The following is a 26,405-nucleotide window of genomic DNA, read 5'->3' on the forward strand; positions in this document are numbered from 1 at the left end:
CGGCCTCAGCCGCCTTCATTTCTCCCCCTCCCCGGCCCTCCACCCCCGCCCGCGTCCGGCTCCCCGCCCGGCTCCCCGTCCGCCGCCCGGCGCGCGCGGGCCGCGAAGCGCTCAGCGAACTCCGCGACGAGCAGGCGCAGTTCGGAGGGCGCTTCGATGACGAACGGCAGGTCGAGCGAGGCGAGTACCGGAGGCAGCCAGTCGAGCCGCTCCGCCCGCAGTTCCACGCGCAGCCAGCGCCGCACGCCGCCACCGGGGTCCCCGTCCCCGGAGGACCCGGTCCCGGGCTCCGTCCCGTCCCCCGACCGCCCCTCCACCCCGTCCATCCCCTCCATCCCCTCCACCCGTGCGACGCTCTCCGGGAGCCGGGCGCGGACCTGCCCGGCCGTCCCGTACATCCGCAGGCGCACCTCGTACCGGTACGCGGCCGTGGCGAACCCGGACAGGACGCGCCGCGCCGGGTCCGGCGGGGCGTCGGGGGCCTCGAACGACCCGGGCAGGGTGCGGGCCTCCGTGACGCGGTCGAGCCGGAGGGTGCGGTCCTCCCCGATCCCGGGGTCCGCGCCGGTGACGTACCACCGGCCCGCGTGCGACACGACGCCGTACGGGTGCAGCGTGCGCCCGCCACGGCGGCCGGTCCGGTCGGTGTACGCGACCGCGACGGGACGGCGGTGGCGTACCGCGTCGGCGAGGGTGAGCAGGATCTCCGCGTCCGGCGGTTCGAACGCGGCGGCGGGTTCCGTGAAGGCGAGGGAGTCGAGGACCGCGTCGAGCCTGCGGGCGAGAGGCCGGGGCAGCACCCGGCGGATCTTGGCCGCCGCCGTCTCGCTCGCGGTGAGCGTCGTCGTCAGCCCCGCCCGGCGCCCCGCGACCAGGCCGAGCAGGACGGCGATCGCCTCCTCGTCGCCGAGCATGAGCGGCGGCAGACGGTGACCGGGGCCCAGCCGGTAGCCGCCGTACCGGCCGCGCACCGCCTCCACCGGCACGTCCAGGTCGATGAGCTGTTCCACGTACCGCCGCACGGTGCGCCCGTCGACGCCGAGCCGCCCGGCGAGTTCGGCCGTCGTCCGGGTACCGCCCGACTGCAACAGCTCCAGCAGGGTGAGCACACGGCCGGTGGGTCGGGACATGGTCCGAGCCTAGAGCGAATACCGGACCGGTTCCGCCCGCTATTCGTCCTAACGTGCACCGCGAGGAACCAAGCATCGCCCCATCACTCACCCCCCGGGAGAACACCGTGAACTTCGTCTCGATCCGCGTCATCACCGGCGACGTCGCGCGCCTCGTCGCGTTCTACGAGCGGGCCACCGGGCTGCCGGCGGCCTGGTCCACCGAGGACTTCGCCGAACTCGGCACACCGGGCGGCGCCACGCTCGCCATCGCGAGCACCCGTACGGTGCCGTTGTTCGCGCCCGGCTCCTCGCGCCCGGCCGACAACCACAGCGTGATCCTGGAGTTCCTGGTGGACGACGTGGACCGCGTGCACGAGAACCTGACCGGTTTCGTGACCGAGTTCGTCAACGAGCCCACTACCATGCCGTGGGGCAACCGGTCCCTCCTGTTCCGCGACCCGGACGGCAACCTCGTCAACTTCTTCACCCCGGTGACCCCGGAGGCGATCGCGAAGTTCGGCCGCTGACGCGCGGCGCCGTCGGCGCGGACAGCGGGGCGGGCCCGCCCAGGCGTCCACGCCGGTGGCCCGCGCCTCACCACGGACGCCGCTCCCGCGCTCGTCCCGCCCGGTCCGCTACTCCGCCTTCGCGTACTCCACGAACGCGCGGAACGAGGCCGTGCCGACCACGAGAATCGGTCCGCCCCGCACCTTGCTGTCGCGGACGGGGACGAGGCCGGGAACGCCCGGCGCGATCTCCAGGCACTCACCGCCGTTGTTCCCGCTGTGACTGCTCTTGATCCACCGCGAGTACGCGGTCGCACCGATCAAGGGGACGGGGCCGTCCGCGCGTTTGCTGTCGCGGACGGGGACCGTGCCGGAGGAGATCGGATCGGCAACCTCCACGCAGTTACCGCCGTTGTTGCCGCTGTAGCTGCTCTTGCGCCAGGTACGTTCGCTCATCGGAACCGGCCCTCCTTCGGGCTACTTCGTCTTGGCGTACTCCAGAAACGCGGTGAACTCGGCCGCGCTGACCACGAGGACGGGGCCGTTCTGCACCTTGCTGTCACGGACGGGGACGAGGCCGGGGAAACCGAACGCGCTTTCCACGCAGTCGCCGCCGTTGGCCCCGCTGTAGCTGCTCTTGATCCACCGCGAGTACGCGGTCGCGCCGATCAAGGGGACGGGACCGTCCGCGCGTTTGCTGTCGCGGACGGGGACCGTGCCGGAGGGGGTCGGGTCGGCGATCTCCACGCACTCGCCGCCATTATTGCCGCTGGAGCTGCTCTTGCGCCAGGTACGTTCGCTCATCGGAACCGGCCCCCTTCGGGCTACTTCGTCTTGGCGTACTCCAGGAACGCGGTGAACTCGGCCGCGCCGAACGTGAGAACGGGACCACGCCGCACCTTGCTGTCACGGACGGGCACGACGCCGGGGAGGCCGGAGGCGATTTCGACGCAGTTGCCGCCGTTGTTGTCGCTGTAACTGCTCTTGAGCCACGTTGCCGCGCCGAGGTCGTGGTTCACCATGCTGGTCGTACCCTTCCATCGCGGCTCGGATCATGGCCGCCGATTCAGAAGCAGACAAAGCGTCAGCCCTGAGCACATCATAGGTCTGACCGTGCCTGGTGACAGCTCCCGGTTCATCGACGAAGTGGCCCTGGTCCAGCGATTCCGAGTACACACACCGGGTGCCGTCCGGATGATGGATGATCGACATCGGGCGCAACGGGCGGACGATGTGGGGCGCGTCCGCCGGTGCCACCTGGATGCGAATGTTGGGCAGAGCGCCCATGATCAGCAGGTGGTTGCACTGTTCGCTCATCACTTGGGCGTCTCCGACCACGTTGGTGATGCAGCTTTCATCCAGTACCACCACGAGAAGCGGGCCTCCCGGGGCGATGAAGCGGCCCTGACGGCTCAGCCTCGCTCGCACGGCGCCTTCCACCTCGTCCAGCGGCTTCACTTGCGCGAACTGAGCGAAGGCGTACCCGTGGGTCTGGAGCAGTCCGGGCATCACGACACTCTGATACTCGAAGATCGCTGTCGCCTTGCTGTCCATCTGCGCACGCCGCTTGAACCAGTCCGGATGCTGCACCTCGGGATACCAGTCGGTGCGCGCCCACAACAGCACCAGTAGACCACCGGCGCCCAGAAACTCGTCAGCCAACCGCACAGCCCTCTCGTCCGGCACGCGCGTACCGGCTTCGAAGCGCGCCAGCAGCGAGCGATCGCAGTGCATCTCGGCCGCCAACTCAGCCTGTGTGTAACCGGCTTGCTTCCGCAGGTGACGTAAGACCTGCCCGAAGGTCTCGGCCGATCCCCCTTGAGGCAGCTCCGCCCTGTCCCCGTTCCTTCGCTGCCCCATTGACTTCCCTTCAGCCGTGTGACACCGACCCTTGGCACGTGTCACGCATTGCGCGGATGCCTACCCCAGCGCGAACCTGAACTCACACTCCGTAGCGAGAAAAGATTCTCTTATCGTGATGTACCACAACACAAGGGACCGCAAGGGATGAATGCCTCTCCAGCTCCGCAGGACATCGCCTCCGCGCTTCATCTGGCGCTACTCGCACGGGGGTTCGACCTTCCGATAAGAGGCGCCCTCGGGGCCGAGGGGCCCGTCGTGGAGGTGGACCCGTTGCCCTGCGCGGTCGCGGTGCGGCTGGCCAAGGTCCTCGGAGGCAAGGCCACGGGAGTCACTCTCGGTAATCCCCGCACGGAACCCGGTCCGCCGCCGCCCCAGCCCGCGACGGGGACCATCGTGGTCGACACGCGCCGTGAGCAACTCGCCCGGTTCCAGGCCGCGATGGGCGGCCGCTGGTGGCTGCGTCCGGTGCGCGGCGGGTGCGAGTGGAGCGCCGCGCCCTCCGACGTGCGGATCGCCGGTCCCGCCGAACGACTGCGGGCCGAGGCCGCCCGCGCCAACGCCCGTAGCCGAGGAGAAGTCCTGTGACGCACCAGAACCCCGACGCGCCCCCCGGAGAAGACGGCCCGGACGCGCCACCGCTCTGTTCCGCCTGCGCCAAGCTCATGGACCAGGAGCGCAGGGCGCTCGCCGTGTACGACCACAGCCAGGCCGTCGACTGCCGGGTCCTGCTCGCCCGGCACCGGCGCGCCAAGCACGGCCTCAAGGACTGAGAGCACTGCTCTCGGTGGACCGCGCGAGGGCGGCCAGGCGCTCCAACGCGCCGGCCAGCACGCTCGGTTCCGGAGAGGCCAGGCCCAGCCTGACCCGTCGCGGTGCCGTGTACGGCGGCACCGCGAACGCGCTGCCCGGGGTCACCGCGACGCCCCGTTCGCGCGCCGCCGCGACGAAGGTGTCGGCGCGCCACGGGGACGGCAGTTCCCACCAGGCGTAGTAGCCGTGCGGGTCGGTGTCGATCACGAAGTCGCCCGCCAAGTGGCGTGCCACCAGGGCCTGTCGGGCCGCCGCGTCGCGTCTCTTCGCCTCGCTCAGGCGGGCTACCGTGCCGTCCTCCAGCCAGCGTCGCGCCGCCTCCAGCGCGAAGCGGGGCGCGCTCCAGCCGCCCGTGCGCAGCGCCGTCTCCGTACGGCCCGCCTCCCCCTTCGGGACGTACAACAGGCCCACGGTCAGGCCGGGCGCCAGTCGCTTCGAGAGGCTGTCCACGACGTACGTGCGGGTCCGGTCGCCGCCGGGGGCGGGGGCCTCGTCCTCCCGCAGGAAGGACCACACCCGGTCCTCGATCACGGGGATGCCCAACTCGGCCGCCACGGCCGCCAGTTCCGCGCGCCGCGCGCTCGGCGTCGTGCGGGAGGTCGGGTTGTGCAGGACCGGCTGGACGTACAGCGCGGCGGGACGCTCGGCGCGTACGGCCTCCGGGACGATGCCGTACGCGTCGGTGGGGAGCGGGACGAGGAGCCGGCCGAGGCGTTCCGCGATCTCCTTGACCAGCGGATACGTCAGGGGCTCGACGCCGAGGCGGGCGCCGCGCGGGGCGGCGCGGACCAGGGCCGCCGCGATGGCCTGCCTGCCGTTGCCCGCGAACAGGACACGGTCCGGGTCGGCGTCCGGGCCGAACAGCCCGGCCGCCGCGCGCCGGGCCGCCGCCGTGCCGCGCGGCGACACCGTGCCCGTCGCCTCGGCCAGGACGTCGGGGCGCAGGAGCGGGGCGAGGGACGCGGACAGGGCCTCCGCCTGGCCCGGGACGACCGGGTAGTTCAGCTCCAGGTTCACCGGCACCGCCGCGCCCCCCGTGCCCGGCTGGGTCAACGGGCGTCCGCTGGGCGGTTCCACGGCCCGCACGAAGGTGCCCCGGCCCACCTCGCCCATCACCAGTCCGCGCCGGACGAGTTCCGCGTACACCCGGCCCGCCGTGGACGGCGCGACGCGGTGCCGGTGTGCGAACGCCCGCTGCGTCGGCAGCCGGTCCCCCGGCCGGAGCCGGCCCGCCGCGATCCGCGCCGCCACCGCGTCCGCGAGCCGCCGGTAGTCCTCCACGCCCGCTCCCCCCGCCTCCTATTGCACCGAGTGCAAAGGAGAGCATTGCACCGAGAACCGGTCCGTTTCTAGCCTCTGACCATGGCAGACACCGCCGAGGTCAACGGCATCCGCGTCGCGTACGAGGACGACGGGCGGCGCAGCACCACCGCCCGCCCCGGGACCCCCCTCGTCCTGATCCACGGGCACCCCTTCGACCGGTCGATGTGGGACCCGCAGCGCACCGCCTTCCGCGAGCGGCGGCGGGTGATCGTCCCGGACCTGCGCGGCTACGGCGAGACGACCGTGGTCCCCGGCACCACCCCGCTCTCCGTGTTCGCCGAGGACCTGCGCGCGCTCCTCGACCACCTCGGCGTGGAGCGCTTCGTCCTCGGGGGGCTGTCCATGGGCGGGCAGATCGCCATGGAGTGCCTCCCGGTGTTCGGGCAGCGGATACGCGGACTGCTGCTCGCCGACACCTTCGCCGAACCGGAGACCGAGGACGGCGTACGCGCCCGCCGCGCCATGGCCGACCGGCTGTCACGCGAAGGAATGAACGGGTACGCGGCCGAGGTGTTGACGCGCATGGTCGAGCCCGCCGGGCCGCGTCCCGAGGCCACCCCACACGTCCTGCGCATGATGCGCGCCGCCCCGCCCGAAGGGGCCGCCGCCGCCCTGCGCGGCCGGGCGCTGCGCCCCGACTACCGGCCGCTGCTGCGCGCCGTCCGCGTGCCCACCCTCGTCGTCGTGGGACGGCTCGACACCTACACGCCGGTACGGGACGCCGAATCGCTGCGCGCGCTCGTACCGGACAGCGAGCTGCACGTGATCGAGGGCGCCGGGCACCTGCCGAACCTGGAACGGCCGGGCGAGTTCGGCACGGCCCTCGCAGGGCTGCTGTGGCGCGTCGACGGCTGAGGGCCGGGGCGGGTCCGGCCGCCCCGGACGGCGCCTAGGGGACGAGGGCCCCGGCCGCGCGACTCGTGGGCGCGCCCCGCGGCGGGCTGCCGCTCGGCCCGGGTCGCACCGCGAGCGCCGTACGCTTCCCCGGCCTGCCGGACACGGCCCGCGCGCCGTCCTCACCGGCCCGCGGGTCGGGCCACGCGGGCACGGGACCACGGGGACCACGGGGAAGGAGCGGCGGCGATGAAGAAGAAGGCGAAGACGAAGGCAAAGGCGGAGGCGGAGGCGGAGGCGGAGGCGGAGACGAGGACGGGGAGCGCCTTCAGCCGGTGGTCGGTGCTGGCCGGGCGGATCGTCTCGGCCGGAATCCGGCCGGAGGAGGCGTCCTGCCCCCGGTGCGGCTCGCGGACCGTCCAGTGCGTGGTGGCCGGCGACACTGTGACCCGCGTCGGCTACGCGCGCTGCTGGTGCGCCACGTGCCTCCACGGCATCCACGTCTCCCGCGTGCGCGCCGCCGAAGGGTGCCCGCTGCACTCCTGGGCCGACCCGGACGCCGTACCGGACACACCCCTCTTCCACGAAGTCCACCCCTGACGTCCGGGCGAAGGCGCGCGCTACGCCGCCGAGCCGAGCAGCGCCTCCGCGACCGCCGTGCGCGCGTACAGGACCTCGCGGCCCGAGCGGTGCGCGCTCACCAGGCCCGCGTCGCGCAGCGCGGTGAGGTGCTGGGAGACGCCGGGCGCGGAGAGCGCGGCGAGGCGGGCCAGGCGGGTCGTCGAGGCGGGGCTGTCGAGTTCGGCGAGCAGCCGGGCCCGGGAACGGCCGAGGACCGCCGCCAGCGCCTCGCTCGCCGAGGACCTGCGCTCCGCCCACAGGTTGCCCACCCCCCTCGCGGGATAGGCGATCTGCGGGGACTCGCCGGTCGCCGCGCGCGTCAGCACCCGCGGCCACACGAAGGCCGAGGGGACGAGGAGCACACCCTGGCCGCTCGTCCCGCGCTCCAGCGCGCACACCCGGTGCGCCAGGCGCAGCGCGCCCTCCTCCCACTGGATCGTCTCGTGCAGCCCGGCCATCACGTGGCCCGTGCCGTACTCGGCGGCCTCGCGGGCCCGGCCGAAGACGTCCGCCTCCAGCAACTTCCGCACCCGCGCCCAGTACGGGGCGACCGCCGCCTCCCAGTAGGCCGTGATCTCCGCCGTCACCCGCTCCAGTCCCGCCACCGGATCGGCGCGCAGGGCCCGCGCCCCGGGGCCCTCCTCCCGGCCGGAGGGCAGCCGCGCGGCGAGCAGGTCCAGTTCGGCCCGCACCTGCTCCGGGCCGGTCGCGCGGATCGCCGCCAGCTCCTCCGACAGGTCCGGGAAGGGGCGGGCCGGAGTCGGGTTCAGGAAGTCGGCGAGGTAGCCGTCGCGCGGGATCAGCTCGGACAGCGGACCCGAGTCCAGGCGCAGCGCCGAGACGCGGGGCCGCACCTCGGCGAGCCAGTGGCGGTGCGGCACGTTCCCGGCGGCCGAACGCAGCAGCCGGTAACTCGTGACCACCTCCCACATCGGGGAGACCGCGAACCGGCTGTGCGCCAAGTCGGCGGTACTGAAGGTAAGTTCGACGTCCATCGCGGATGCTCCCCCCGGACTCCCACGGCGTGGGTTAAGCCTGAGCTTAATCATTGCCGTCTCGGGCGGGGCCGGCCGCAGGCTCGCGTCATGCCCACCGAGCCCGAGCGTTCCGACGCCGCCAGCGCCCCCACCGCCGCCGCCACTCCGTCCGCCGCCGCCCCCGCCACGCCCGCCACGCCCGCAGCCCGTGCCCTCGTCTCCGGTCTCGTCCCGGCCGCCTACCGGGGGCTTCCGGCCACCGTGTGGACGCTGTTCGCGGGGACCGTCGTCAACCGCTTCGGCTACGTCGTCACCCCGTTCCTCGTCTTCTTCCTCGCCGACCGGGGGATCACCGGGACGCAAGTGCCCTGGGTGCTCGGCGCGCTCGGCGCGGGCAACCTCCTCGGCCCGGCGCTCGGCGGTTTCCTCGCCGACCGGATCGGACGGCGCCCCACCATGCTGTTCGGGCTCGTCGGCGCGTCCCTCGCGCAGGGCGCCCTGTTCTTCGCGCCGGGCCTGGCCACCCTGGCCGCCGCCGCCCTCCTGCTGAGCACCACCGGGGCGACGGTCAGCCCGGCCGCGTACGCCCTGATGGCCGACGCCGTCGCACCGGTCGCCCGGCGCCGCGCCTACGCCCTGTTCGGCTGGGGCGTGAACATCGGGACCGCCGCCGCCGGGATCGTGGGCGGACTGCTCGCCGCGCACGGCTACTGGCTGCTGTTCGCCGTCGACGCCGCCTCCATGCTCGGCTACGCCGCGATCGTCGTGGCCCGGCTGCCCGCGCCGCCGCCCGCCGCCGGGCGCGCGCCCGCGAAGAGCGGGGGCGGGGGCGGTGGCGGGGGCTACGGCATCGTGCTGCGCGACCGGCTCGCCCTCCTGCTGCTCCCGCTCCTGGGCGTCCACCTGTTCGTGTACTCGCTCACCGAGGCCGCGCTGCCGATCGCCGTGGACGACGCCGGGCTCGGACCGGCCGTGTACGGGGCGCTCGCCGCCGTCAACGCCGTCCTCGTCGTCCTCCTCCAGCCGCTCACGACGCACTGGCTCGCGGACGTCGACCGGGTACGGGTCCAGGCCGTCGCCGGGGTCCTCATCGCCGCCGGGGTCGCGCTCACCGGGCTCGCCGACAACGTGTTCCTGTTCGTCGTGTCCGTCTTCGTGTGGTCGGTGGGAGAGGTACTCGCGGCCGGCATCAACGCCGCCCTCGTCGCCGACCTCGCCCCGGCCGAGGCACGCGGCCGCTACCAGGGCGCCTTCCAGTGGTTCTGGGGCCTCGCCCGGTTCCTCTCCCTGACCCTCGGCGTCACCCTCTACACGGCGGCCGGCCCCGCCGTCCTGTGGTGGACCGCGCTCGCCACGGGCCTGCTCGGCTCCGCCGGCGTCCTCGCCCTGCGCCCCGCCCTCGCCCGGCGCGCCGCCCACGACCTCGCGGCCTGAGCCGGGGGCGGGCGCGGGGCTGCCGGCCTCAGCGCACCGCGACCGCCTCGATCTCGACGAGCATGCCGGGATCGGACAGCGCGGTGACCTCGGCGAGGAGGCTGGCCGGCTCGCAGTCCCGCGCGGCGAGCGCGTCGAGGAGAACGTCGTAGTGGGCCTTGCACGCGGACAGGTCGGTGGTGAAGACGCGGATCTGCACGACGTCCGCCATCGTCATCCCCGCCTCCGTGACGCTCTCCTCCAGCCGCCGCACCGTCAGCCCGATCTGGCCCGCCATGTCGCCCTGACAGACGACGGCCCCGTCGTCGTCGCGTGCCTCGTGGCCCGAGACGAACAGCCAGCTTCGCGGGGCGTCCACCCGTACGGCACGGTGGTACATGAGCCGGTCACCCGCCCTGCGCGGGCCGAACCTCCGGACGGTCACGTCTCCCTCTCCCTCCTGCCCGGCCTCGCCCGCGCCTCCGGTCCAGGAGCGCCACGGCTTCTGGACCGGAGGCTAACGCGGCCCGGCCACCGGACACCGCAGGCACGGCGACGGTCCCGGGGCTCCGCGACGTCCCGGCGCGCGGAGCCCCGGAGACCTCGCCCCCACGACCCCGCGCGCGGTTCCCCTGCTCGCCCGCCCCGGTACGGCCGTGGGCGCCGCCGCCGGCCCCGGAGGCGTCACGCGCACTCCCCGCGCGGCACGCCCAGCGCGTCCCGGCCCGGCTCACACGCCGATCGCGCCGCCGTCCTCGCGCCACACCGCGACGACCGAGGGCCGGACGACGCGGCCCTCGCCGTCCGGCCACACCGAGGCCGGTTTCTCCACGCTCGCCCCGTCGACCTCGCCCGGGTGCTGCACCGCGACCAGCACCCGGCGCTCCTGGATCACCGGTCCGCAGGTCTCCGCGCCCTTCGGCATCGTCAGGAACTGCTTGAGCTCCCCACGCCGCTCCCCCGCCGTCGCCACCCCGAACAGGCCGTCGTGCGAGCCCAGTCGCGCACCGTCCGTGGAGATCCACAGGTTGCCGTGCGGGTCGAAGGCCACGTTGTCCGGGCAGGAGACCGGGCTCACCCGTTCCTTCGGGAAGCCCGCGAAGTACGTCGCCGGGTCCTCCGGGTCCCCCGCCACCAGGAACAGCCGCCACGCGAAGCCCTCCGCCGCCGGGTCGTCCCCGTACTCGGCCAGCTCCAGTACGTGACCGTGCTTGTTCGCCGCGCGCGGGTTGGCCTCGTCGGCGGGGGCCTTGCCGCTCGCGCCCCGGTCCGTGTTGTTGGTGAGCGCGACGTACACCCGGCCGGTGCGCGGCGAGGGCTCGACGTCCTCGGGGCGGTCCATCTTCGTCGCGCCAACCCTGTCCCCGGCCAGCCGGGTGAAGACGTACACCTCCTCGGCGCTCATCCCCGGCACGTGCGAGGTGTCACCGGTCGCGAGCGGAACCCAGGTGCCCGAACCGTCGAACTCCCCGTCGGCCGGAGGCTTCCCGCTCCCGTCGATCTCGGCGGCCGGGGAGTCCCCCGTCAGCTTCGCCACGTACAGCGTGCCCTCGTCCAGGAGTGTGCGGTTGTGCGCGCGGGCGGCGCGCCCGCCGCCCGCGCGCATCCGCCGCGAGGACACGAACTTGTACAGGTAGTCGAACTTCTCGTCGTCGCCCATGTAGACGACGGCCCGGCCGTCGGCGGTCAGCCTCGGCTGCGCCGCCTCGTGCTTGAAGCGGCCCAGCGCGGTGCGTTTGCGCGGGGTGAAGTCCGGGTCGTACGGGTCGAGTTCCACGACCCAGCCGAAACGGTGCGGCTCGTTCGGCTCCCGCGACACGTCGAAGCGCGGGTCGAAGCGTTCCCACTTGCGCTCGCTCGCCCCGGTGCCGATGCCGTACCGCCTGTCGGTCGCCGAGGAGGCGTGGGCGAAGTACTGGTTGAAGTTCTCCTCGCCGTGCAGGGTCGTGCCCCACGGCGTCGTCCCGCCCGCGCAGTTGTTGAGCGTCCCGCGCACCCGGCTGCCCGTGCGGTCGGCCGAGGTGCGCAGCAGCTCGCTGCCCGCCGCCGGGCCCGTGAGCAGGAACTCGCTGGTCGCCGTCAGCCGCCGGTTCAGCGCGTGCCGGGGCACCGGGGTCAGCGCGCCCGTCCCGCGGTCCTCCTCGACCACGACGACCGAGAGGCCGTGCGCGGCCCACGCGATCTCGACCTGCTCCCGGGTCGGCGCGTCCGGGTCGTAGCCACGGAACATGAGGACCTCGTCCGTGTACTCGTGGTTCGCCACCAGAATCTGCCGACGGGCCGCGACACCCCGTTCCCTCTCCAGCGGGAGCAGGCTCAGGAAATCGTTGTTGTAACCGAACTGCCGCGCCTGCGCCCGCGCCGACTGCCGTTCCGCGTCGAATGCGGGCGCCCCGCGGAGAATCGGTTCGCCCCAGCGGATCACGATGTTCTGCCGATATCCGGGCGGAACGGTCACGCGGTCCGCCGTGTTGGGCGGTACGGGCGTGAAACGCAGGCCCTTCGCACCGTCCCCGGGGCGCGTGCCGTGCCCGGAACCACCGCCCGCCGCCCGCGCCTCCGGGGCAGGCAGGACACTCGCCCCCGCCGCCGAGGCCAGAGTCACCACGGCGGCCGTGCCGAGCACCGCGCGGCGGCTCAGCGCACCGGCCAGGACCTCGCCGAAGTACGGGTTGCCACTCGTGTTGGGGGCTTCGTGGAAGCAGGCGTCCCCGCAACGGAAACGGCAGGTCAAAGCCGATCTGCCGCCCTGGTGCGAGCTGATCAGCGGGAGGTGTGGGCGCACGGTCTCCACCGTCCGTTCCTGGGTCCGTCGTTCACCGGTGCGGTGCGTGACGGGGCTGACGCCAGGAGGGGGCCGGAAAAGCGCGGCGGCAGCGGAATGGAGGAAGCGTGAACTCCGCCCGTACGGCGGATGTTCGGCAATTGATGAGGAGTACATGAGCTTCCCCGGTGCGGGTAATGGACGCACCAAGACCACCCTGCCCATGATCACGTATTACTGCGGCTAACCTTACGTATCCGCCCTGGCCAGGGATTACCGGGAATCAACTCACGCGAAGGGGTGCGCGCATGGGCATTCTGAATCTTCTGCGGAACGCGTTCGGGCGCCGGAAGTCAGATGCGGACGGCGTGCCGGAGGCACGACAGGAGCAGGACGGGGACACCGCTCTCGCCGCGGCCGACACCGCCGACGCGGAGAACCAGGCGGCGGACGGCGCGGACGAGGGCGCCACCGCGACGCGTACGGAGGACGTGGCCGGAACCGGGGCCGGGGCCGGGGAGCGGGACTCCGCGACCGTCGCGACCGCCGAGGCCGCCGCGCCGACCGTCCCCGCGCAGGGCACCGACCCCGTCGAACGCCGCCGCGCCTCCGCGGCCGAGGACCTCGTCGCCGCCGCCTTCGACCGCGCCAAGGACGACGCCGCCCCCACGGTCCCGAAGCCGTCGGAGCCGGTCGAGGAACGTGAGAAACCCGGGAAGGCCGAGACGCCTGCCGCCGAGGCGAAGCCCGTACCGGAGCCGGAGCGGAAGCCCGCGCCCGAGCCCGAGACCACTGCGGGCACGAAGGCCGGGAAGGCCGCGAAGGCCGCCACGGAGCCGGACTCCAAGGCCGAACCGCAGGCTGAAGACACTCCGGAGGCCAAGGCCGCGCCCCGAACCGAGGCCAAGCCGGAACCCGAGGACAAGGACAAGGCCGAGGACAAGGCCGAGGCCAAGCCCAAGGCCGAGCCGAAGCCGGAAGCCGAGCCCGCGAAGAGCGAGGCCGCCAAGAGCGAGCCCGCCAAGACCGCTCCCCAGTCCAAGACCGCTTCCAAGTCCGAGGCGGCGCCCAAGTCCGAGGCGGCTCCCAAGTCCGGCGGGCCCAAGGCCAAGACCGCTCCCAAGGCCAAGACCGCTCCCAAGTCCGAGCCCAAGGCGGAGGCCGCCCCCAAGCCGGAGCCGAAGGCCAAGCCGGCCGCCGCCTCCCCCAAGCCGGAGCCGAAGGCCAAGCCGGAGCCGAAGGCCAAGCCGGCCACCGCCGCGAGGCCCGCCGTCCCCGCCACCCGCGTCAAGTCCAAGGCGCCCGCGCTCTCCGCCGCGTACAAGAGCGCCGGGACCGCGCTGCGCGAGGCGGGGCTGTCCGGGGTGCGGGCGAGCGTGTACCTCGTGCTCGACCGGTCCGGTTCGATGCGGCCGTACTACAAGGACGGCAGCGCGCAGGCGCTCGGCGAGCAGGTCCTCGCGCTGGCCGCGCACCTCGACGCCGACGCCCGGGTGCCGCTCGTGTTCTTCTCCACGGAGATCGACGGGACCGGGGAGCTGAGCCTCGACTCCTTCGAGAACCGGGTCGACGCACTGCACGCGGCGGCCGGACGCATGGGCCGTACCCACTACGAGCGGGCGATCGAGGAGGTCAGAGCGGTGCACGCCAAGAGCGCCGACCCCGCACGGCCGGCCCTCGTCGTGTTCCAGACCGACGGTCCGCCCGACGTCCGCACGGCCGCGACGGACGCGCTCAAGGCGGCCGCCGAGGCCGACCCGGGGATCTTCTGGCAGTTCGTGGCCTTCGGCGAGCACGACGCGAAGGGCTTCGACTACCTGCGCAAGCTCACGGCCGAGAACGCCGGCTTCTTCCACGCGGGCCCCGCACCGCGCGAGCTGACCGACGCCGAGGTCTACACGGGCCTGCTCGCCGCCTGGCGGCCGCAGGGCACCGGGAACCCCCCGGAACCCGGCACCGCGTAACCCTCCGTACGCGCCTCGCGGCGCAAGCGCACCAGGCCGTCCACGGGGGAAAACCCCCGTGGGCGGCCCTTTGCCGTCAGCTACGATTTCAAGGTTCGAAGAAGACGGCCGGTACTCACCGTCCCTCACCGCACGTAGCGACTTGGGAGCAGCCCGCGATGGCTCGACACCTCATCACCAGCGCCCTTCCGTACATCAACGGAATCAAGCACCTGGGCAACATGGTGGGGTCCATGCTCCCGGCCGACGTGTACGCGAGGTACCTGCGCCAGCGCGGGCACGAGGTGCTGTACATCTGCGCGACCGACGAGCACGGCACCCCCGCCGAGCTGGCCGCCGCCGCCCGCTCCATCCCGGTCGCCGAGTTCTGCGCCGAGGCGCACGACGCGCAGAAGGCGGTCTACGACGGCTTCTCGCTCGACTTCGACCACTTCGGGCGCAGCTCCTCGCAGCAGAACAGGGAGATCACCCAGCACTTCGCGCGCAGGCTCCACGAGAACGGCTTCATCGAGGAGCGCGCGATCCGGCAGGTGTACTCGCCGGTCGACGGCCGCTTCCTCCCGGACCGCTACGTCGAGGGCACCTGCCCGCACTGCGGCTACGACAAGGCGCGCGGCGACCAGTGCGAGAACTGCACGCGGGTGCTCGACCCGACCGACCTGATCAACCCGCGCTCCGCGATCAGCGGCTCCACCGACCTCGAAGTACGCGAGACCAAGCACCTGTTCCTGCTCCAGTCGAAGTTGCAGGGCGAGGTGGAGAAGTGGATCGAGCAGGTCGGGGACCACTGGCCGCAGCTGTCCTCGTCCATCGCCCGCAAGTGGCTGACCGAGGGCCTGCACGACCGGGCGATCACCCGTGACCTGGACTGGGGCGTCCCCGTCCCGGCCGATGTGTGGCCCGAACTGGCCGCCGAGGGCAAGGTGTTCTACGTCTGGTTCGACGCGCCGATCGAGTACATCGCCGGTACGAAGGAGTGGGCGGACGCCGCCGGGGACGGAGAGAGCCGCGACTGGAAGTCCTGGTGGTACGACGCGGAGGACGTGACGTACACCGAGTTCATGGGCAAGGACAACGTGCCCTTCCACTCCGTGATGTTCCCCGCCACCCAGATGGGCACGCGCGAGCCGTGGAAGCGCGTCGACGTGCTGAAGTCCTTCAACTGGCTGAACTACTACGGCGGCAAGTTCTCCACCTCGCAGCACCGGGGCGTCTTCACCAACGACGCGCTGGAGGTGCTGCCGGCCGACTACTGGCGTTACTTCATGATCGCGAACGCCCCCGAGTCGGACGACTCCTCGTTCACCTGGGAGCACTTCCAGGCCACGGTCAACAAGGACCTCGCCGACACCCTCGGCAACTTCGTCAACCGCGTCCTGTCCTTCTCCCGCAAGCGCTTCGGGGACGCGGTGCCGGAGGGCGGGGCGGCCGGTGCGGCGGAGGAGAGGCTCGGTGAGGAGATCGCCCGTCTGCTCGCGGAGTACGAGGAGCAGATGGAGGCCCTCCAGTACCGCAAGGCGGCCTCGGCGCTGCGCGCGCTGTGGTCGGCGGGCAACTCCTACCTGGAGGAGAAGGCACCCTGGCTGGAGATCAAGACCGACCAGGAGGGCGCGGCGCTCACCCTGCGCACCGCGATGAACCTCATCCACCTGTACGCGGTGGTCTCCGAGCCGTTCGTCCCGACCTCCGCGAAGGCGATGCGCACGGCGTTCAAGCTGCCGGACACCACGGCGACCTGGGTCAGCGCCGAGGAGGCCCGCGCCCTGTCCTCGGTGCCGGCCGGCACCCCGTTCATCGTCCCGCCGGTCCTCTTCGCGAAGCTCACCGAGGACGACCTCGACGCCTTCAAGGAGCGCTTCGGCGGAGGGGAGTAGCCTCCGGCGGTCCACGGCGGCCCCGGCACCCTTCGGACGGTGCCGGGGCCGCCTTTCGCGCGCGTTCACACGGGCCGGCGGCGGCGCACCAAGCCGCTCCGCGAGGGCGACGTAGGCGGCGTCGTACACGGTGGCGTCCTCCCGGAGTTCCCGCATGCGGGGAAGCCGCCCCTCGTGCGGAATGCGCCGCAGGGGAAGAACGGCAACGCGCGCACGAGTTCCCCCGCTTCGCTCCGGCCGATCCTGCCGCCTCGCACCAGGCCCCGCGCGGCACCCAGCGCCTCGATGCCGATCAGTGCGGGCGCGTACAGCCCCGCGCCCCGCGAGCGGTCGGCGCACGCCTGACCCATCGGTCCCCTGTCGGGGAAGAGCGCGACAAGGACCGAGTCGTCCACGACGATCACCGCTCCCTGTCCTCCCGCTGGAGAGCGACGATGTCGTCCATGGGGAGATCGCTCACAGCGCGGGACCGGATTCCTTCGACGACCTCGTCCAGCGTCGGGCGACGAGCGAGACCCTCGACCTCCACACGCGGATACTCCTGGAGGGATCTGCCGGTGGCCGCGGCCCGACGGCGCGGTGTCGCGTACGCCTCGTCGTCGAGATCCCGGATCCGCACGGCAGCCATGCCCTCCACCGTAGGGAATGCGGCGCTGCGGCAGCGCTACACGCCCGCCCCTACCGCCACAAGAGTGACCCCGGACCCGGACCCCGGGGAAGAACGGGTGATTCCGGTGCGCGCGGCCACGCCGGGATTGGTACACCTAGTCGCGCCCCGGCGCTCGCGGCGACCCGTCCCGTGGTCGCGATTCGCCCTGCCCGCAAGGGCGTTCGGCTTCGGCGAGCGGCGCTCCCGCCCCATCCAAGGAGGACATACGTGAGGTCAGACCTGAGGTACGGGGACGCTCTGCGTGCCGAGATCGCGGCCCCCGGGACGACACCCCTCATCGGCGTCTACGACATGTACTCCGCGTCCGTCGCCGCCGGGCACTACGACGGGTTCTTCGTCTCCGGCTTCGGTTTCGCCGCCTCCCACTACGGGCTGCCCGACATCGGGTTCATCGCCTGGCCCGACATGGTCGACTTCGTGGCACGGCTGCGCGGCGCCTTCCCCCGGCAGCACCTCCTGGTGGACATCGACGACGGGTACGTCGATCCCGAGGTCGCCTGCCACGTCGTCCAGCGGCTGGAGCGGATCGGGGCCTCCGGCGTGATCCTGGAGGACCAGAAGCGGCCCCGGCGCTGCGGGCACGCGGACGGGAAGCAGGTCCTGCCGCTCGCCGAGTACCTCGACAAGCTGAATCTGGTCCTGGAGAGCCGGGAGGACTTGCTCGTCATCGCCCGCACGGACGCCACCGAGGAAGAGGACATCCTGGTCCGCGCGCGGGCCCTCGCCGAGACCGACGCCGACGTCGTACTGGTCGACGGGGTCCGCAGCGTCGAGTGGATTCGCCGGGTACGGGACGTCATCGGGGACAAGCCGCTGCTGTTCAACCAGATCGCGGGCGGCAAGTCACCCCGCCTCTCGCTGACCGAACTGACCGGACTCGGCGTGGACGTGGCCATCTACAGCACGCCCTGCCTCTTCGCCGCGCACCGCGCCATGGACACCGCCCTCGCCGAGCTGCGGACCGCCGACGGCCGCCTGCCCGCGGCGGACGGCGGCGCGGAGATCGGCGTACGCGAGTCCACCGAGCTGCTGGCCCGCAACATCAGCCGCCACCACGGGCCCCACGCGGGAACGGGCCCGGCCCCCAGCGTCCCGGCGGTCCGGGGCGAGCCCGCCCCGGACCCGGCGACAGCCACCTGAGCCCACGGCGCGCACGGCGGCGGCCCTCGGCCGGAACATCGCGTTCCGGCCGAGGGCCGCCGTCCTCGCTTAGCTGGACCCGCTGCTGCGGGGCCGCTTCGGGGGTGGTGCTCCGGGACCCCTCCCGGACTACTTCTGGACCGGCTTCCTGAGCTGGATGTTCAGCTCGCGCAGGCGGGTCTCCGCCAGCTCGGTGGGCGCGCCCATCATGAGGTCCTGGGCGTTGCCGTTGAGCGGGAAGGCGATCGTCTCGCGGATGTTCGGCTCGTCGGCCAGGAGCATCACGATGCGGTCGACGCCCGGGGCGATACCGCCGTGCGGCGGGGCGCCGAGGCGGAAGGCGCGCAGCATGCCCGCGAACTCCTGCTCGACCGTCTCGCGCTCGTAGCCGGCGATCTCGAAGGCCCGGAGCATGATCTCGGGCTCGTGGTTGCGGATCGCGCCGGAGGACAGCTCGATGCCGTTGCACACGATGTCGTACTGCCAGGCCAGGACGGACAGCGGGTCCTGGTTCTCCAGGGCCTCCATACCGCCCTGCGGCATCGAGAACGGGTTGTGCGAGAAGTCGATCTTCCCGGTCTCCTCGTCCTTCTCGAACATCGGGAAGTCCACGATCCAGCAGAACCGGAACACGTCCTCCTCGAACTGCCCGGCGCGCTTGGCGGCCTCGACACGGACCGCCGACATGATCTTCGAGACCTCGTCGAACTCGCCGGCGCCGAAGAACACGGCGTGCCCGGGGGCCAGGCCCAGGCGGTCGGTGAGGACCTTCACGTCGTCCTCGGTGAGGAACTTGGCGATCGGGCCGCTGAGCGCGCCGTCCTCGCCGACCCGGACCCAGGCCAGGCCCTTGGCGCCCTGCTCGACCGCGTAGTCGCCGAGGCCGTCGAAGAACTTGCGGGACTGGCCGGCGGTGTCCGGCACCGGCAGCGCCCGCACGTGCTTGCCCGCGAACGCCTTGAAGCCCGAGTCGGCGAACACGTCGGTGATGTCGTGCAGTTCGAGCTTCGCGCGCAGGTCCGGCTTGTCGTTGCCGTACTTCAGCATCGACTCGCGGAACGGGATGCGCGGGAACGGCGAGGTCACCGGGCGGCCCTGGCCGAACTCGGTGAACAGCTCCGTCATGAGCTTCTCGACGGGCCCGAACACGTCCTCCTGCTCGACGAAGCTCATCTCGACGTCGAGCTGGTAGAACTCGCCCGGCGAACGGTCCGCGCGGGCGTCCTCGTCGCGGAAGCACGGCGCGATCTGGAAGTAGCGGTCGAAGCCGGAGACCATGAGCAGCTGCTTGAACTGCTGCGGGGCCTGCGGGAGCGCGTAGAAGCGGCCCGGGTTCAGGCGGGAGGGGACGACGAAGTCGCGCGCGCCCTCGGGGGAGGTCGCGGTGAGGATCGGCGTCGCCATCTCGTTGAAGCCGAGCGCCGTCATCTTCTGGCGCATCGCGGCGATGACCGCGGTGCGCAGCATGATGTTGCGGTGCATGCGCTCGCGGCGCAGGTCGAGGAAGCGGTACTCCAGGCGCCGCTCCTCGTTGACCCCGTCCTCCGCGTTGATCGTGAAGGGCAGCGGGCCGGCCTCGCCGAGCACCTCGACCTCGCCCGCCTCGACCTCGACCGCGCCGGTGGGCAGCTCGGGGTTGATGTTCTCCTCGCCGCGCGAGACGACCTTGCCGTCGACGCGGACCACCGTCTCCTTGGAGAGCTTGTCGAGCGCCGCGAAGGCCGCCGTGCCCGGACGGGCCACGAGCTGCGTGATGCCGTAGTGGTCGCGCAGATCGATGAAGAGGATGCCGCCCAGGTCTCGGCGATTGTGCAGCCAGCCACTCAGCCGGACGTCGGTACCGACGTCAGAGGCGCGGAGCTCGCCGCAGGTGTGGGACCTGTACCGATGCATCGTTCATCCAAGTCTTTGCGAGAGTGTGGGCCCGGGACCCGGTCCGAGGACGGGGGCCTTGCGGGGCGCCGGATGTCTGGAGCCCCCAGGTTACCGCCCGGGGCCCCGGCCCCTCTCGCGGATAGCGGAGGGGCCCCGGCCCGTCCGGGAGCCGGGCGGCGGGCGGCGGCGCCCGTGACAGGCCGCTACGCTCGGTGGCAGCACAGCGGGAATACTTCTTGAAGTGGGGCAATGGGCACCGAGGACGTGACCTACGAGGAACGCGGCGCGTGGTCCGGCGTTCCGGCGGCCGCTGAGGTACTGGCCGCCGTCGGCACCGGGGTGTGGCGCTGGGACAGCCGCCGGGGAACGATGGCGCTGGACCGCGAGGCGGCCCGGCTGCTCGGGCTGCCCGAGAAGGCGGCGACCGTGCCCGAGTCCCGGGTCCGGGCCTGTTTCCACCCCTCGGACTGGAACGAGGTCCAGGGCATCATCACCCTGGCCGCCGCCGAGGGCACCGTGGGCGAGGCCCGCATGCGGATCATGGACGACAAGGGCCACGTCGTCCGCGTCGTACGCACCCGCTCCCGGCCCGTCGAGACCCCCGAGCAGCGCGCCGCCCGCGAGAACAGGGGTGCGGACGAGGCGGGCGCAGCGGACTCCGTCAACACCGGGGCGCCCGTTACCACCGGGAATTCCGCACCCGCCGAAGCGGCCGCGAAGGACGCCGCCGGCCCGGCCGCGGGAGGCGCCGCCGGCGCCCCCTCGGACGGCACCGCCCAGGACGCCCCGGAAGACCCCGCCGCAGGCGCCGCCCAACGCCCCGCCGGGGACGCCCCGCAGGCCCCCGAGCCCCCCGAAGGCGCCCCGGACGAGCGGGCGCTGAACGCCGCGCGCACCGTCGTCGGCGTCGACACCGAGGCCCCCGGGCCGTCGAGCGCCCGGCTGGTGGACCGCTACGGGTTCGTCCTCGTGGGCACCCTCCAGGAAGTCACCGAGCCCTCCCCCGACACCGCCGCGCGCACCCCGCTGACCGGCGACTGGCGCCGCTCCCGGGAGGCGTTCCTGCTGGACGCGGGCCGGGCGCTGGCCGAGGCCAGGTCCACCACCGAGGTGCTGCGGGTGGCCGCCGGGCTGTCCATGCCCGGGTTCTCCCCCGACGGGCTGGCCGTGTTCGGGGTCGAGGGCGACCACCTCACGATCGTCGGCCACCACGGGCACCGCAGGGACGCCGCCGTCCCCTTCTCCGACATCTCCCTGAACACCGACTACCCGGCCGCCGAGGTCATCCGGACGGGACGCGCGATCTACCTGTCCTCCCCGGACGAGTACCGCGACCGCTACCCGACCGTCTGGCCGGTCGTGGCCGACTTCCACCGCCACTCCTGGGCCTTCCTGCCGCTGACCGTCGCCGGCCGCACGATGGGCGTCTGGCTCGCCGCGTTCACCTACCCGGTGTCCTTCACCCCCGACGAGCGCTCCGTACTCACCACCGTCGCGCGGATGCTCGCGCAGGCGCTCGCGCGCGCCGGGGTCGCCGAGTCGGAACGCGAGCTGACCGAGGGCCTCCAGCGCTCCATGCTGCCGACGCTCGGCCCGAAGATCCCCGGGATGACCCTGGCCGCGCGGTACGTGCCGACCGGCGGCGGGCTCCAGGTCGGCGGCGACTGGTACGACATGATCCCGCTGCCCTCGGGCCGGATCGCCCTGGTCATCGGCGACGTCCAGGGCCACGACGTACGGGCCGCCGGGCTCATGGGCCAGCTGCGGATCGCCGTACGCGCCTACGCCTCCGAGGGCCACCGGCCCGACGCCGTACTCGCGCGCGCGACCCGCTTCCTGGCCGGGATCACCGACCGCACGACGTACGGATCGACCGCCGCCGCCCCCACCGGCCAGGAGGAGCAGCCCTCGACCCGGCTCTACGGCACCGCCGCGGGCGCGGCCGACGAGGCCGACGACGACCCGCGCTTCGCGACCTGCCTGTACGTCGAGGTGGACCCCTCCAGCGGGGTCCTGGACATCGCCCGCGCCGGTCACCCCGAACCGGCGATCCGGATGAGCGACGGGACCTTCCTGCGCCGCCCCGTCGGGGGCGGGCTGCCGCTCGGCATCGACCCGGACGCCGACTACCCCACGACCCGGCTCGTGCTGGAGCCCGGCGAGACGATGATCCTGTGCACCGACGGGCTCATCGAGACCGGCGGCCACGACCTGGACACCGGCTGGGAGCGGCTGCGGCACGCCGTGGAACAGCACCCCGACGACGACATCGAGGCGCTCGCCGACGAACTCGTGGACGCCGTGCACGGGCCCGCCGCCGCCGACGCGGTCGGCCCGCTGCGCGCCCTGCACGAGGACGACATCGCCGTCGTACTGCTGCGCCGCGCGCTCATCGGCTCCTCGACCCGGCTGCGGCACCCGCAGGGCAGGCGCGTGATCCTGACCATCGCCCAGGCCGAACCGGAGCGGGTGGCCGGGGCCCGGCAGCAACTGCGGGAGCTGCTGCACGACTGGCCGGAGCGCGATCAGGTCGACTCGGCGGCCCTGCTGGTGTCCGAGATGATCACCAATGTGCTCGTGCACACCGACGGGGACGCCCTGCTCGTCGCCTCGGTGAACGGTCCGCCCGGCTCCCGCCGGATGCGGGTCGACGTGACCGACAGCGACGACAACCTCCCGCACCGCCGCCACCCCGGCGAACTGGCGTCCTCGGGGCGCGGGCTGGTCCTCATGGAACTGCTCGCCGACGCCTGGGGCGTGGAGCCCCGGGGCGAGGGCAAGTCCATCTGGTTCGAACTGCGCGAGCGGCCCGAGGGGGAGAAGGGACCCGCCGGGGGCGGCGCGGGCGCCGAGGCCGTGGGCCCCGTCCCCGACCTCGACGACCTGCCCGACCTGGACGACCTGCCCGGTCTCGACGACCTGCCGGGACCGGACGGCACGGCGCCCGCCCGGGGCGGGGCTCCCGGGGAGCGGACCGGGGAGGCCCCGGGCAGGCGCTGAGGAGCGCGCTCCGCCCCTCACACCCGGCCGGCGCCGCTCCCCTCCCGGCCGCCCGCGCCCCCGTTCCCGCCCGCGTCCCCGTTCCCGCCCGCGCTCCCCGCGTCCGCGCCCCCGCTCCCGTACCGTTCGCGGACCTCGCGGAAGACACCGAAGGCGGCGGCGGTCAGCGGGACGGCGAGCAGCATGCCGAGGATGCCGGCGAGCGAGGCCCCCGCCGTGATGGTGACCATGACGACGGCCGGGTGCATCTGGACGGTGCGGCTCTGGATCAGCGGCTGGAGCAGATGGCCTTCGAGCACCTGGACGGCGAGCACGACGCCGAGGGCCCACAGCGCGATGACGAAGCCCCGGTCGGCGAGCGCGACGAGCACCGCGACCGCGCCGGAGAGGAAGGCCCCGAGGTAGGGGATGTACGCCCCGAGGAACACCAGCGCGCCGAGCCCCACCGCGCCGGGCACCCCGAGGACCAGCAGGCCCACCGTGATGAAGGTCGCGTCGATGAGGGCGATGATCGTGGTGCCGTGCATGAAGCCCTCGACGGCCTGGAAGCCGCGCCGGGTGATGGCCTCCATGAAGTCCGGGGTGTCTCCCGGGGACAGCGAGCGGATGGTGCGCAGGGCCCGGTCCGCGTCGCGCAGGAAGAAGAACATGAGCAGCAGCGCGAGTACCGCCGCCGCCACGAACTGCCCGAGGACGCTGAGTCCGTTGAGTACCCCGGAGGCGGCCGAACCGCCGAACTTGCCGAGCAGGTCACGGGCGTTGGAGGCGATGTCGTCGAGCGAGGCGTCCTCGGCGCCGGCCCAGGAGGCGACGTCGTCGACGGCGCTGCGGATCGAGCGCAGGATCTGGTCCCCGTTGTCGATCATGGCCTTGGTGACGATCCAGCCGGCCCCGCCGACCGCCGCGACCACCGCGACGCAGGTCAGCCCGGCGGCCAGGGAACGCTGCACGTGCGCCCTGACCAGCAGGTGGTAGAGGGGGCGCAGCAGGGCGGTACCGAGGAGGGCGAGCAGGATCGGGGTGACCGCCGTCTTCAGTTCCACGCACAGCCAGATCCCGACGGCGGCGACAGCGGTCACCAGGAGCGCGAGCACACACCACGCGGCCACCCGGCGCGCGGGCTCGGGCAGGAGAGCGACGAAGGGCTTGGGCATCCCCCCAGCCGACCACGCCCCCGGCCCGCTCCCGCCCCGACAGGCCGGACGGGGAGCAGGGCCACCGGACGGTGGCCGACGGGTTGGGCCGCACGGCGCACTCGCCCACCCGGCTCTCTCGTGGTGCGCACCCCCCGGCGGGTGGGCCACCGGCCACTCCACACCCCCGGCAGGCACCCCGGAGGCGGAACGGGGCCTCCGGAAGAAAAGGAGGAAGGCCGGGTGTCCACGGGGGAGAGGAACACCCGGCCTTCCGGCTGAGGGGGGCGGAACGCGTCCGGCGCGGCTCGGTGGCCGCGGATACGTGTACCCGCCTGCGAACCACCGTACCCGGTCGTCGGCCCGGCACGGTGGACGCGGCTCACATGCCGTGCACGGCGGGGACGCTGCCGAGCCGTCCGGCCTTGAAGTCCTCGAACGCCTGCTGGAGTTCGGCCTGTGTGTTCATGACGAAGGGGCCGTAGTGGGCCATCGGTTCGCGGATCGGCGCTCCGCCGAGGAGGACGACCTCCAGGTCCGGGGTGTGGCTGTCCTGCTTCTCGTCGGCGCGCACGGTCAGCGTGGAGCCGTCGCCGAAGACGGCGGTCTGCCCGGTGCGCACGGGGCGGCGGTCGGTGCCGACGGTGCCGTGACCGGCGAGGACGTAGACGAGGCCGTTGAAGTCCGGGCGCCACGGGAGGGTCGCCTCGGCGCCCGGCCGGATGGTCGCGTGGATCATCGTGATCGGCGTGTGGGTCGCGCCGGGCCCCTGGTGTCCGTCGAGTTCCCCGGCGATGACGCGCAGCAGGGCGCCGCCGTCGTGCGTCGTGAGGAGCTGGACCTGGCCACCGCGGATGTCCTGGTAGGCGGGGTCCTTCATCTTGTCCCTGGCGGGGAGGTTGACCCACAGCTGGAGGCCGTGGAAGACACCGCCCGACATGACGAGGGACTCCGGCGGCGCCTCGATGTGCAGCAGGCCGGAGCCCGCCGTCATCCACTGCGTGTCGCCGTTGGTGATGGTGCCGCCACCGCCGTGGGAGTCGGAGTGGTCGAAGGTGCCGTCGATGATGTAGGTCACGGTCTCGAAGCCGCGGTGGGGGTGCCAGGGCGTCCCCTTCGCCTCTCCGACGCCGTACTCCACCTCCCCCATCTGGTCCATCATGATGAACGGGTCGAGGTAGCGGTAGTTGATCCCGGCGAAGGCGCGGCGCACCGGGAAGCCCTCGCCCTCGAAGCCGGTGGGCGCGGTCGTCACGGCGAGCACGGGGCGCGGGGCCGCCTCGGCGGGCGCCACCACCCGGGGCAGGGTCAGCGGGTTCTCTACGGTCACTGCGGGCATGTCGGGACCTCCTCGTGAGTCCGAGTTTAGTTGAATCTCGAACTTTCTGCCAGACCGAACCACGGGCGGCGGCCGGACATTCCCCGATTCCGCCCGCCACCCGCCACCCCGCTGGTTCACTGCGGGCATGACGAAGGAACCCGGAACGGAGACCGCCCCCGCCCGCTTCAAGGACCTGGCCCTGGACGCGCTCGACCACCAGGGGCTCGCGGACTGGTGGTGCGCGGCGCTCGGCTACGTACGCGGCCCGTGGGAGCCGGCACAGGAGACGCCCCGGCGCCCCAGGCACTGGCCCGTACCGATCACGGACCCGGCGGGCGAAGGCCCGCTGATCTGGCTGAATCCCGTCCCCGAGCCCAAGACGCTGAAGAACCGCCTGCACCTGGACGTGTACGGGGACGTGGCGGCGCTGCTGGACCTGGGCGCGACGCGGCTGAGCGCGCCGGACCCGGAGAACGGCGTGACCTGGCACGTCCTGGCGGACCCGGAGGGCAACGAGTTCTGCGTGTTCACGCCAAAGGCGTAGGGCGCCGTCGGGCCCGGGACGCCCCACAGGCCGCGGGCGAGGGCCGCGCGGCGGCCGGGGCGGTGCCCGTACGGCTCAGCCGTACATCCGCCGCATCGCGAAGTCGACCATCTCCTCGACGGCCTTCGCGTCGAAGACGATGCGGTGCTCGCCCTCCATGTCGATCACGAAGCCGTACCCGGTGGGCAGCAGGTCGAGCACCTCGGCCCCGGTGATCACGAAGTACTTGGAGTCCTTCCCGGCGTACCGGCGCAGCTCCTTGAGCGAGGTGAACATCGGGATGACCGGCTGCTGGGTGTTGTGCAGCGCGAGGAAACCCGGGTTGTCCCCGCGCGGGCAGTACACCTTGGAGCCCGCGAAGACCTGCTGGAAGTCCTCGGCGGTCTGCTGGCCGGTGGTGAAGGCGCGCACGGCGTCGGCCAGCGAGGGCGGCGAGGGCTCCGGGTACAGCGGAGGCTGCTGCGCGTACCCGCCCTGGCCGTGCGGCGGCGGCGGGGCGTACTGCTGCTGGCCGCCCGCGTTCTGGTCGTAGCCGTACATGGGGGCAAGAGTACCGAGCGGCGGGCGCGCGCGTACGGGGTCCGGCCACCTGCGGCACAGGGGCCTCAGCGGCCCCGGGTGACGGCTTCCTCACCACCTTCGGGCCGCCAGGGGTTGCGTC

Annotated in this window: 24 protein-coding genes and 1 pseudogene; 11 read left to right on the forward strand and 14 right to left on the reverse strand. The window is 73.0% G+C overall.

Going from position 1 to position 26,405, the window contains the following annotated elements:
• Positions 1-5: 5 nt before the first annotated feature.
• Entirely contained in the window at positions 6-1,130 is a 1,125-nt protein-coding gene (locus ACFYMP_RS23180; protein WP_388860820.1) for a helix-turn-helix transcriptional regulator, read from the reverse strand.
• 107 nt (positions 1,131-1,237) lie between these two features.
• On the opposite strand from ACFYMP_RS23180, the gene ACFYMP_RS23185 reads away from it, so the two are divergent.
• Positions 1,238-1,639: a VOC family protein gene (locus ACFYMP_RS23185; RefSeq protein ID WP_388860823.1), complete on the forward strand. Its 402-nt coding sequence runs from the start codon at positions 1,238-1,240 to the stop codon at positions 1,637-1,639.
• Between the two features lie 108 nt (positions 1,640-1,747).
• On the opposite strand, the gene ACFYMP_RS23190 is transcribed toward ACFYMP_RS23185, so the two are convergent.
• Genes ACFYMP_RS23190 through ACFYMP_RS23205 form a run of 4 tightly spaced genes read right to left on the reverse strand, consistent with a single transcriptional unit; the run spans position 1,748 to position 3,478 of the window.
• Complete coding sequence (locus ACFYMP_RS23190; protein WP_388860826.1) at positions 1,748-2,074, reverse strand: DUF397 domain-containing protein; 327 nt, start codon at positions 2,072-2,074, stop codon at positions 1,748-1,750.
• Between the two features lie 21 nt (positions 2,075-2,095).
• Positions 2,096-2,422: a DUF397 domain-containing protein gene (locus ACFYMP_RS23195; RefSeq protein ID WP_388860829.1), complete on the reverse strand. Its 327-nt coding sequence runs from the start codon at positions 2,420-2,422 to the stop codon at positions 2,096-2,098.
• Positions 2,423-2,442: 20 nt separating this feature from the next.
• Positions 2,443-2,562 (reverse strand): DUF397 domain-containing protein, encoded by a 120-nt coding sequence (locus ACFYMP_RS23200; protein ID WP_388860951.1) that lies wholly within the window; start codon positions 2,560-2,562, stop codon positions 2,443-2,445.
• Positions 2,525-3,478 carry a Scr1 family TA system antitoxin-like transcriptional regulator gene (locus ACFYMP_RS23205; RefSeq protein WP_388860832.1) on the reverse strand — a complete coding sequence of 318 codons (954 nt, stop codon included), beginning with the start codon at positions 3,476-3,478 and terminating at the stop codon, positions 2,525-2,527. Before ACFYMP_RS23205 ends, ACFYMP_RS23200 begins: the two co-directional genes overlap by 38 nt.
• 147 nt (positions 3,479-3,625) lie before the next feature.
• On the opposite strand from ACFYMP_RS23205, the gene ACFYMP_RS23210 reads away from it, so the two are divergent.
• Both ACFYMP_RS23210 and ACFYMP_RS23215 read left to right on the forward strand, forming a co-directional pair.
• Entirely contained in the window at positions 3,626-4,066 is a 441-nt protein-coding gene (locus ACFYMP_RS23210; protein ID WP_388860835.1) for a hypothetical protein, read from the forward strand.
• The gene (locus tag ACFYMP_RS23215) at positions 4,063-4,251 is read left to right on the forward strand and encodes a hypothetical protein (protein WP_388860837.1); all 189 of its coding nucleotides are present in this window, start codon (positions 4,063-4,065) and stop codon (positions 4,249-4,251) included. Before ACFYMP_RS23210 ends, ACFYMP_RS23215 begins: the two co-directional genes overlap by 4 nt.
• On the opposite strand, the gene ACFYMP_RS23220 is transcribed toward ACFYMP_RS23215, so the two are convergent.
• Positions 4,241-5,572: a PLP-dependent aminotransferase family protein gene (locus ACFYMP_RS23220; protein ID WP_388860840.1), complete on the reverse strand. Its 1,332-nt coding sequence runs from the start codon at positions 5,570-5,572 to the stop codon at positions 4,241-4,243. The genes ACFYMP_RS23215 and ACFYMP_RS23220 overlap by 11 nt on opposite strands.
• Positions 5,573-5,653: 81 nt before the next feature.
• Between ACFYMP_RS23220 and ACFYMP_RS23225 the strand changes: the two genes are divergently transcribed.
• Together ACFYMP_RS23225 and ACFYMP_RS23230 are read left to right on the forward strand one after the other, a co-directional pair.
• Entirely contained in the window at positions 5,654-6,469 is an 816-nt protein-coding gene (locus ACFYMP_RS23225) for an alpha/beta fold hydrolase (protein ID WP_388860842.1), read from the forward strand.
• Between the two features lie 228 nt (positions 6,470-6,697).
• Positions 6,698-7,048 (forward strand): hypothetical protein, encoded by a 351-nt coding sequence (locus ACFYMP_RS23230; protein ID WP_388860845.1) that lies wholly within the window; start codon positions 6,698-6,700, stop codon positions 7,046-7,048.
• Between the two features lie 20 nt (positions 7,049-7,068).
• Here ACFYMP_RS23230 and ACFYMP_RS23235 read toward each other — a convergent pair whose 3' ends face one another.
• Positions 7,069-8,064 carry a DUF5937 family protein gene (locus tag ACFYMP_RS23235; protein WP_388860848.1) on the reverse strand — a complete coding sequence of 332 codons (996 nt, stop codon included), beginning with the start codon at positions 8,062-8,064 and terminating at the stop codon, positions 7,069-7,071.
• A gap of 90 nt (positions 8,065-8,154) precedes the next feature.
• Between ACFYMP_RS23235 and ACFYMP_RS23240 the strand changes: the two genes are divergently transcribed.
• The gene (locus ACFYMP_RS23240) at positions 8,155-9,480 is read left to right on the forward strand and encodes an MFS transporter (protein ID WP_388860851.1); all 1,326 of its coding nucleotides are present in this window, start codon (positions 8,155-8,157) and stop codon (positions 9,478-9,480) included.
• A 28-nt stretch (positions 9,481-9,508) separates the two neighbouring features.
• On the opposite strand, the gene ACFYMP_RS23245 is transcribed toward ACFYMP_RS23240, so the two are convergent.
• Entirely contained in the window at positions 9,509-9,859 is a 351-nt protein-coding gene (locus ACFYMP_RS23245) for a Rid family hydrolase (protein WP_388860954.1), read from the reverse strand.
• Positions 9,860-10,189: 330 nt separating this feature from the next.
• Positions 10,190-12,244, reverse strand: a complete 2,055-nt coding sequence (locus tag ACFYMP_RS23250) for a PhoX family protein (RefSeq protein WP_388860854.1) — start codon at positions 12,242-12,244, stop codon at positions 10,190-10,192.
• 347 nt (positions 12,245-12,591) lie between these two features.
• Here ACFYMP_RS23250 and ACFYMP_RS23255 point away from each other — a divergent pair, with 347 nt between their 5' ends.
• Both ACFYMP_RS23255 and metG read left to right on the forward strand, forming a co-directional pair.
• Complete coding sequence (locus ACFYMP_RS23255) at positions 12,592-14,187, forward strand: VWA domain-containing protein (RefSeq protein WP_388860857.1); 1,596 nt, start codon at positions 12,592-12,594, stop codon at positions 14,185-14,187.
• A 158-nt stretch (positions 14,188-14,345) separates the two neighbouring features.
• A complete protein-coding gene (gene metG, locus ACFYMP_RS23260) occupies positions 14,346-16,061 on the forward strand; it encodes a methionine--tRNA ligase (protein WP_388860860.1) in 1,716 nt (571 codons plus the stop codon).
• Between the two features lie 400 nt (positions 16,062-16,461).
• Here the strand turns inward: metG and ACFYMP_RS23265 are convergent, their stop codons facing one another.
• Positions 16,462-16,689, reverse strand: a complete 228-nt coding sequence (locus tag ACFYMP_RS23265; RefSeq protein WP_388860863.1) for a hypothetical protein — start codon at positions 16,687-16,689, stop codon at positions 16,462-16,464.
• Between the two features lie 261 nt (positions 16,690-16,950).
• Between ACFYMP_RS23265 and ACFYMP_RS23270 the strand changes: the two genes are divergently transcribed.
• On the forward strand, positions 16,951-17,871 hold the full coding sequence (locus tag ACFYMP_RS23270) for an oxaloacetate decarboxylase (RefSeq protein WP_388860957.1): 921 nt from the start codon (positions 16,951-16,953) through the stop codon (positions 17,869-17,871).
• A 129-nt stretch (positions 17,872-18,000) separates the two neighbouring features.
• Here ACFYMP_RS23270 and aspS read toward each other — a convergent pair whose 3' ends face one another.
• Complete coding sequence (aspS, locus tag ACFYMP_RS23275; RefSeq protein WP_388860866.1) at positions 18,001-19,764, reverse strand: aspartate--tRNA ligase; 1,764 nt, start codon at positions 19,762-19,764, stop codon at positions 18,001-18,003.
• A 231-nt stretch (positions 19,765-19,995) separates the two neighbouring features.
• Here aspS and ACFYMP_RS23280 point away from each other — a divergent pair.
• Positions 19,996-22,569 (forward strand): annotated as a pseudogene (locus ACFYMP_RS23280) (SpoIIE family protein phosphatase); the annotation flags it as partial.
• 194 nt (positions 22,570-22,763) lie between these two features.
• Here the strand turns inward: ACFYMP_RS23280 and ACFYMP_RS23285 are convergent.
• Positions 22,764-23,900: an AI-2E family transporter gene (locus ACFYMP_RS23285; RefSeq protein WP_388860869.1), complete on the reverse strand. Its 1,137-nt coding sequence runs from the start codon at positions 23,898-23,900 to the stop codon at positions 22,764-22,766.
• 361 nt (positions 23,901-24,261) lie between these two features.
• Positions 24,262-25,218 carry a pirin family protein gene (locus ACFYMP_RS23290; RefSeq protein ID WP_388860872.1) on the reverse strand — a complete coding sequence of 319 codons (957 nt, stop codon included), beginning with the start codon at positions 25,216-25,218 and terminating at the stop codon, positions 24,262-24,264.
• Between the two features lie 127 nt (positions 25,219-25,345).
• Here ACFYMP_RS23290 and ACFYMP_RS23295 point away from each other — a divergent pair, with 127 nt between their 5' ends.
• Entirely contained in the window at positions 25,346-25,744 is a 399-nt protein-coding gene (locus tag ACFYMP_RS23295; protein ID WP_388860875.1) for a VOC family protein, read from the forward strand.
• Between the two features lie 75 nt (positions 25,745-25,819).
• On the opposite strand, the gene ACFYMP_RS23300 is transcribed toward ACFYMP_RS23295, so the two are convergent.
• Positions 25,820-26,284, reverse strand: a complete 465-nt coding sequence (locus ACFYMP_RS23300) for an SseB family protein (protein WP_388860878.1) — start codon at positions 26,282-26,284, stop codon at positions 25,820-25,822.
• Positions 26,285-26,405 lie beyond the last annotated feature (121 nt).

It is taken from the genome of Streptomyces sp. NPDC007088 (assembly GCF_042869355.1).
GTDB lineage: Bacteria > Actinomycetota > Actinomycetes > Streptomycetales > Streptomycetaceae > Streptomyces.

Coding starts and splice junctions, on each gene's coding strand:
- ACFYMP_RS23180 (WP_388860820.1), bottom strand. CDS start 1,130: ATGTCCCGACCCACCGGCCGTGTGCTCACCCTGCTGGAGCTGTTGCAG.
- ACFYMP_RS23190 (WP_388860826.1), bottom strand. CDS start 2,074: ATGAGCGAACGTACCTGGCGCAAGAGCAGCTACAGCGGCAACAACGGC.
- ACFYMP_RS23195 (WP_388860829.1), bottom strand. CDS start 2,422: ATGAGCGAACGTACCTGGCGCAAGAGCAGCTCCAGCGGCAATAATGGC.
- ACFYMP_RS23205 (WP_388860832.1), bottom strand. CDS start 3,478: ATGGGGCAGCGAAGGAACGGGGACAGGGCGGAGCTGCCTCAAGGGGGA.
- ACFYMP_RS23210 (WP_388860835.1), top strand. CDS start 3,626: ATGAATGCCTCTCCAGCTCCGCAGGACATCGCCTCCGCGCTTCATCTG.
- ACFYMP_RS23225 (WP_388860842.1), top strand. CDS start 5,654: ATGGCAGACACCGCCGAGGTCAACGGCATCCGCGTCGCGTACGAGGAC.
- ACFYMP_RS23230 (WP_388860845.1), top strand. CDS start 6,698: ATGAAGAAGAAGGCGAAGACGAAGGCAAAGGCGGAGGCGGAGGCGGAG.
- ACFYMP_RS23235 (WP_388860848.1), bottom strand. CDS start 8,064: ATGGACGTCGAACTTACCTTCAGTACCGCCGACTTGGCGCACAGCCGG.
- ACFYMP_RS23240 (WP_388860851.1), top strand. CDS start 8,155: ATGCCCACCGAGCCCGAGCGTTCCGACGCCGCCAGCGCCCCCACCGCC.
- ACFYMP_RS23245 (WP_388860954.1), bottom strand. CDS start 9,859: ATGTACCACCGTGCCGTACGGGTGGACGCCCCGCGAAGCTGGCTGTTC.
- metG (WP_388860860.1), top strand. CDS start 14,346: ATGGCTCGACACCTCATCACCAGCGCCCTTCCGTACATCAACGGAATC.
- ACFYMP_RS23265 (WP_388860863.1), bottom strand. CDS start 16,689: ATGGCTGCCGTGCGGATCCGGGATCTCGACGACGAGGCGTACGCGACA.
- aspS (WP_388860866.1), bottom strand. CDS start 19,764: ATGCATCGGTACAGGTCCCACACCTGCGGCGAGCTCCGCGCCTCTGAC.
- ACFYMP_RS23285 (WP_388860869.1), bottom strand. CDS start 23,900: ATGCCCAAGCCCTTCGTCGCTCTCCTGCCCGAGCCCGCGCGCCGGGTG.
- ACFYMP_RS23290 (WP_388860872.1), bottom strand. CDS start 25,218: ATGCCCGCAGTGACCGTAGAGAACCCGCTGACCCTGCCCCGGGTGGTG.
- ACFYMP_RS23295 (WP_388860875.1), top strand. CDS start 25,346: ATGACGAAGGAACCCGGAACGGAGACCGCCCCCGCCCGCTTCAAGGAC.
- ACFYMP_RS23300 (WP_388860878.1), bottom strand. CDS start 26,284: ATGTACGGCTACGACCAGAACGCGGGCGGCCAGCAGCAGTACGCCCCG.